6 protein-coding genes are annotated in these 5920 nt (G+C 77.1%); 1 reads left to right on the top strand and 5 read right to left on the bottom strand.

Going from position 1 to position 5920, the window contains the following annotated elements; translation table 11 throughout:
• Positions 1 to 299 precede the first annotated feature (299 nt).
• Positions 300 to 1535 (top strand): acyl-CoA dehydrogenase family protein, encoded by a 1236-nt coding sequence (locus tag ACRYR7_RS23730; RefSeq protein ID WP_432574716.1) that lies wholly within the window; start codon positions 300 to 302, stop codon positions 1533 to 1535.
• A gap of 13 nt (positions 1536 to 1548) precedes the next feature.
• On the opposite strand, the gene ACRYR7_RS23725 is transcribed toward ACRYR7_RS23730, so the two are convergent.
• The 5 genes from ACRYR7_RS23725 to ACRYR7_RS23705 are packed head-to-tail and all read right to left on the bottom strand — an operon-like array spanning position 1549 to position 5669.
• Positions 1549 to 2583 (bottom strand): zinc-dependent alcohol dehydrogenase family protein, encoded by a 1035-nt coding sequence (locus ACRYR7_RS23725; protein WP_432574714.1) that lies wholly within the window; start codon positions 2581 to 2583, stop codon positions 1549 to 1551.
• 1 nt (position 2584) lies between these two features.
• Complete coding sequence (gene purB, locus ACRYR7_RS23720) at positions 2585 to 4000, bottom strand: adenylosuccinate lyase (RefSeq protein WP_432574712.1); 1416 nt, start codon at positions 3998 to 4000, stop codon at positions 2585 to 2587.
• Positions 4001 to 4050: 50 nt separating this feature from the next.
• On the bottom strand, positions 4051 to 4251 hold the full coding sequence (locus ACRYR7_RS23715; RefSeq protein ID WP_432574710.1) for a hypervirulence associated TUDOR domain-containing protein: 201 nt from the start codon (positions 4249 to 4251) through the stop codon (positions 4051 to 4053).
• A gap of 57 nt (positions 4252 to 4308) precedes the next feature.
• Positions 4309 to 4902, bottom strand: a complete 594-nt coding sequence (locus ACRYR7_RS23710) for a molybdenum cofactor biosysynthesis protein (RefSeq protein WP_432574708.1) — start codon at positions 4900 to 4902, stop codon at positions 4309 to 4311.
• Positions 4899 to 5669 (bottom strand): fructosamine kinase family protein, encoded by a 771-nt coding sequence (locus tag ACRYR7_RS23705; RefSeq protein ID WP_432574707.1) that lies wholly within the window; start codon positions 5667 to 5669, stop codon positions 4899 to 4901. The genes ACRYR7_RS23710 and ACRYR7_RS23705 overlap by 4 nt, the downstream gene beginning before the upstream one ends.
• Between the last annotated feature and the right edge of the window lie 251 nt (positions 5670 to 5920).

Here is a 5920-nt window from a genome sequence, read left to right as displayed (position 1 = left end):
CGCCGGCAACAAATTAGTGGTGAGACGGAATCCCATTCCTTGTTGGGTGGGGGGTGCTGGGTGTGGTTGAGGCCCGTGCCCCCTTGGGTGGGGGGCACGGGCCTTTCCCGCGTTTGGGGACGATCGTGCGGCACGTGGAGGAGCGCGGCCGGATGGCGCAGGGCTGACACCGCCGCGTCCGGATCCCGCCCCGGCGTGGCGGTCGTCTGCCGTCCCCGGTCTGCGGGGCCGCAACCGCACGGCGCTGACGCGTTGACGGTTCTACCGTGTCGTTGCCCCTCACAACGATCGGAGAAACCGTGAGCGCCACAGTCGAGACGCAGCCGCTCGAGCACCGATCTCCCTCGCCCTCCCCCCTGGAGGCTGCACGTGCGCTGCGTGAGGTGCTGGCCTCGCACGCCGCCGCGGACGACGACGCCCGCCGGTTGGTGCCGGCCAGCGTGTCCGCCCTCCACGGAGCGGGCCTCTTCGGCCTCGGCGCCCCGGTCGAGTTCGGCGGTGCGGGTGCGGACCTGCGCACCATCGCCCGGGTGGGCGCCGAGCTCGCCCGCGGCTGCGGTGCCTGCGGCTGGATCACCTCGTTCTCGGCGGCCTCGGCCACCATGCTGGACGTCTTCGACCCCCGGGCCCGCGCCGACGTCTGGGCCGAGGGGCCCGACGTGCCGCTGGCGGTCTCCCTCGCTCCGGCGGGGACCGCGCAGCGGTTGGGGGACTCGCACGTGCTGCGGGGCAGCTGGAGCTGGGTCACCGGGGTGCACCACGCCCGCTGGGTGCTGCTCGCCGCCACCGTCGTCGACGAGGCGGGGGAGAACGACCCGCACCCCGTGCCGGGACCCCCGCGCGTCCTCGTCGCCCTGGTCCCGGCCGCTGAGCTGAGCGTGCGCAGCACCTGGTTCACCGCCGGGATGCGCGGCACGGGCAGCGACACCGTCAGCGCGGAGGACCTCGTGGTCCCGGCCCACCGCACCGCGCCCCTGCAGGCGCTGCTGACGGGCCTGCCGGTGCCCGTCGCCGGGGTGCCGTCCCCGCGGCCGCGGCGGACGGCCACCGCCACCGCGCTGGCTCCGACGATCGCCGGCCCGATCGTCGGCATGGCGCGCTCCGCGCTGGACGTGGCGCAGGAGATCGCGCTGCGCAAGCCGATGTCGATGTCGCCGTACTCGCGCCTCGCCGACGCGCCCAGCGTGCAGCTGGCCGTGGCCGACGCCGCTCGCCTGGTCGACACCGCCGAGCTGCACCTGCTGCGGGCGGCGGACGACCTCGACGCCGTGCCCCGCACGGGCCCGCTGAGCCCCACCACCCAGGCGCGGGTCCGCATGGACATCGGCACGGTGGCCACCTGCTCCCAGCAGGCGGTCGAGCTGCTGGTGAACGTCTGCGGTGCCGGCAGCGTGCTCGACGGCACTGCACTGCAGCGCATCTGGCGGGACGTCTCCACCGCCACGCGGCACGCCCTGCTCAACCCCGGCTACGCCCGGGAGGTCTACGGCCGGGCGCTGCTGGGCCTGCCGGGCCTGCCCGGCGCGCCGGCCTGAGCGGCGCGCCCCCTCAGGGGCGCAGCACGGTGATGCCGGCGACCCGCGGGTGCTCCAGCTCGGCCAGCGCCCGCGGGCCCGCCTCCAGCGGCAGCTCGCGCCCGACGAGGCGCTGCAGCGGGAAGGTGCCGCCGGCCACCAGGGCCAGCAGGCGCGGGTAGTCGTGCGCGGCCATGCCGTGGCTGCCCAGCACCCGCAGCTCGAAGGCGATGACCCGGTCCATCGGCACCGCGGGACGCCCGGTCGCAGCCGGCAGCAGGCCGACCTGCACGTGCCGGCCGCGCCGGCGCAGGCACCGCACCGACGCCTCGCACGTAACCACCGAGCCCACCGCGTCGATCGACACGTGCGCCCCGCCGCCGGTGAGGTCGGTGACGGCGGCCACGACGTCCCCCTCGGCCGGGTCGAGCACGTGCTCCGCGCCGAAGGCGCGCGCCAGGTCCCGGGCGGCGGGGGACGGGTCGGTGGCCACGACCCGGGCGCCCGAGGCGACCGCGAGCGCCACGGCGGACAACCCCACCCCGCCGCAGCCGTGGACCGCCACGAACTCCCCGGGCCGCACCGCCCCCACGTCGCACACGGCGCGGAACGCCGTCGCCACCCGGCAGCCCAGCGCCGCGGCGGCCGTGGACGTCACGTCGCCGTCCAGGCGCACGAGGTTGGTGTCGGCGTGGTCGAGGGCCACCAGGTCGGCGAAGGAGCCCCAGCCGGTGAAGCCGGGCTGCGTCTGCGCCCGGCACACCTGCTGCTGGCCGGCGGCGCACTCCGGGCACGTGCCGCAGGCCGTGACGAACGGCGTGGTCACCCGGTCCCCGGTGCGCCACCGGCGCACGTCCGCACCGACCGCCACGACGGTGCCCGCCAGCTCGTGGCCGGGCACGTGGGGCAGCACCACGTCCTCGTCGTGGCCCTGCCAGGCGTGCCAGTCGCTGCGGCACACCCCGGTCGCCTCCACCGCGACGACCACCCCGTGCGGGGTGGGCGCCGGGTCGGGGACCTCCGCCAGGTGCGGCGGGGCGCCGAAGGCCTCGACGAGGACGGCGCGCACGTCAGGCGCGCGGCTCGTCGAGGACGTCCACCAGCGCCGAGGCGTCGCCGGTGTAGTCCCCGGGCGTCAGCAGCGACAGGCGCGCCGCCTCGCCCTCGGGCAGCCCGAGGCCGGCGACGAACTCGCGCAGCTTCGACTGGTCGACCCGGCGGCCGCGGGTGAGCTCCTTCAGGCGCTCGTACGGCTCGGGCAGCCCGTGCACGCGCATCACCGACTGCACCGCCTCGCCGAGCACCTCCCAGGTGGCGTCGAGGTCGGCGGCCAGCGCATCCGGCACCGCGTCCAGACCGGCCAGGCCCTTGCGGGCGTTCTCGATCGCCAGCAGGGAGTGGCCGAACGCCACGCCGATGTTGCGCTGCGTGGAGGAGTCGGTGAGGTCGCGCTGCAGGCGGGAGGTCGTCAGCGTCTCCTCCAGCACGCGGAACAGCCCGCCGGACAGCTCGAGGTTGGCCTCGGCGTTCTCGAAGCGGATCGGGTTCACCTTGTGCGGCATCGTGGAGGAGCCGACGGTGCCCTGGCCGCGCACCTGCGCGAAGTAGCCGTAGGAGATGTACGTCCACACGTCGGTGCAGAGGTTGTGCAGCACGCGCCCGAAGCGGGCCACGTCGGCGTACAGCTCCGCCTGCCAGTCGTGCGACTCGATCTGCGTGGTCAGCGGGTTCCACGTCAGGCCCAGGGACTGCACGAACTCCTCGGACACCGCGGGCCAGTCGGTGCCGGGCACGGCGGTGCGGTGGGCGGCGTAGGTGCCGGTGGCGCCGTTGAACTTGCCGAGGAACTCCGCGCGCCCGACGCGCGCCAGCTGGCGGCGCAGCCGGTGCGCCAGCACCGCCAGCTCCTTGCCCAGGGTGGTCGGCGTCGCCGGCTGGCCGTGGGTGCGGCTGAGCATCGGCAGGTCGCGCAGCTCGTGCGCCATGCGCGCCACGTCGTCGGTGAGGGCGGTGGCCGCCGGCAGCCACACCAGCCGCACGGCGTCGCGCACCATGAGCGCGTAGGAGAGGTTGTTGATGTCCTCGCTGGTGCAGAACAGGTGCACCAGCTCGGCCACGTCGGCCAGGGAGGTGCCCTCCAGGCGCCGCTTGATCCAGTACTCCACGGCCTTGACGTCGTGGACGGTGACGCGCTCGATCTCGGCGAGCTCGGCCACCGCGGCGGCGTCGAAGCGCAGCGGCAGCGCCCGCAGCAGCGCCACCTCCTCGTCCGTGAGGCGGCGCACGCCCGGCACGACGTCGCGGGTGCCCAGGTGGACGAGCCACTCGACCTCGACGTGGACCCGGCGGCGGTTCAGCGCCGCCTCCGAGAGGTGCTCGGCCAGGGGGGCCACGGAGCGGCGGTAGCGCCCGTCGAGGGGGCTGAGGGCCGGTTCTCCGAGGCTGGCGGGTGCGAGGTCCACGGGCGCTGCGGTCACGCGCCCCATGGTCCCACGGCCGCGGGGCGACCCCGCGCCCCGCGCGGGACCGCCCGGGCTCAGGCCTTCTTCACGGACGACTCCTTGTGGGCCGCCTCCTTGCCGCTCTTGTCGCTCTCCACGACGACCTGCGGGTCGTCCTCGGAGGCGCGGCGCTGCTTGCCGTCCAGCTCGAAGTCGCTCGTCTCCTCGGAGACCACCTCCCCCGTGGTCTCGCCCTGGGAGGTGTTCCAGCTGACGTGGTCGCCCTTCTTCACCATGGCCCCAGACTGCTCGGTGCGCCGCGGCCGCGCACGCCGGCGGTCGGGGCGGGCGGCTCAGGGCAGGGGCGTGCGGCGCAGCACCGCCTCCCCGGCGCGGGCGGGGTCCAGCGGCACCGGGGAGCGCAGCACGCCCGCGCCGCGCGAGAGGCGCCCGTCGCTCAGCGGCGTGCAGCGCAGCCCGCCGCGCCCGCGCAGCGCCCGGTGCGCGCCGGGCGCGACGACGCGGTCCATCCACGCGCACGGGTTGGCCGGGCGCCCGCCGCGGAAGCGCACCGTCCCGGCGGCGGTGACCAGCTCGAACTCGTGGCCGCGCAGCGGGTCCAGCTCCACGCCGCGCACGACGAGGTTGCGCCGGGCCAGCAGCGGGTCCGGCACCGCCGGCAGCGCCAGGTCGGCGGCGACCGCCTCCCACGCCTCCGCGGCCAGGAACGTCACGGCGGCGTCCATGTGCGCGGCCTTGCCGAAGAAGCGGTCCCCGCGGATGCCCTTGCCGGCGACGACCTCCACCTCGTCCAGGTCGTGGGTGGGCACGTCCGCGGCGCCGTCGCGGGGGCGGCCGAAGTAGGCGTGCTCGGGGGAGACCAGCAGGTGCAGCACCCGCACGGGGTGCTCCAGCAGCTCCGGCCCGGCGGCGTCGGCGGCGCTCACAGGGCCAGCGCCCGCTCGGCCGCCCGCACCGCCTGCGCGCCGTACCCGCCGCCGAAGAGCACGGCGTGCACGAGCAGGGGGTGCAGCTGGTGCAGCGGGACCCGCTCGCGCCGGCCGGCGACGGCGCCGGAGGCCTCGGCGTGGGCGGCGAGCACCCGCTCCAGGTGCGGCAGGCCGAACAGCGCCAGCATCGCCAGGTCCGTCTCGGGGTGCCCGCCGTGCGCGGCGCAGTCGATGAGCACGGCCCCGCCCGGCGACCACAGGACGTTGCCGGACCACAGGTCCCCGTGCACCCGCGCCGGGCGCTCGGCGCCGGCGACGAGCGCCTCGTCGCCGTCGGCCAGGCGCGCGCAGACGCGCTCGACGAGCGCGGCCCCGGCGGCGTCCACGGCGCCACGGTCGCGCGCGGCGCGCAGGTACGGCTCCAGGCGCCGCGCGGCGTAGAAGGCCCCCCACGGCTCGGGCGCGGTGCTCATCGGCAGCGGCAGCGAGGCGATCCAGGCGTCCCCGTCCACGCCGGGCGGCGGGGCGCCGAAGCGCTCGGCGCCCGCGGCGTGGGTGGCGGCCAGGTCGCGCCCGAAGGCCTCGGCCGCGGCCGCCGTGGCGGGCACCTCCGGCACGAGGTCGAGCACCAGCTCCGGCCCGTCCAGCCGGCGCACCCGGCACACCGCCGCGCCCCCCGCGGCGGCCAGCCACGCCAGGCCCGCGGCCTCGGCGGCCAGCGCCTGCGCGGCGCCCCGCTTCACGAACTCCCGCCCGTCCACCACGCCCCCATGCTCGCCGGGCGCTCCACAGCGGGCACACCGGGGCCGCCCTCCACAGCCCGCGCGACGGCCGCGGGGCCGCCGCGCGCGCCCCGCCTAGCGTCCCGGGACGAGCGAGAGCGCGAGCACGAGGACGGGACGGCGGCCGGGTGGCCGGGGAGGGGGAGCCGGGAGTGGGACCCGCACTGGGCGAGGCGAGGCTGGCGGTGCTGGCGCGCGAGGTCGCCGGCGCGGGCGCGGCGCCGGCCGAGGCG

Origin of the sequence: Kineococcus gurbantunggutensis (assembly GCF_050871925.1) — a bacterium.
Taxonomy (GTDB): Bacteria; Actinomycetota; Actinomycetes; order Actinomycetales; family Kineococcaceae; genus Kineococcus.
Note: the sequence above shows the minus strand (reverse complement) of the source record. Positions and strands in the feature narration are given on the sequence as shown.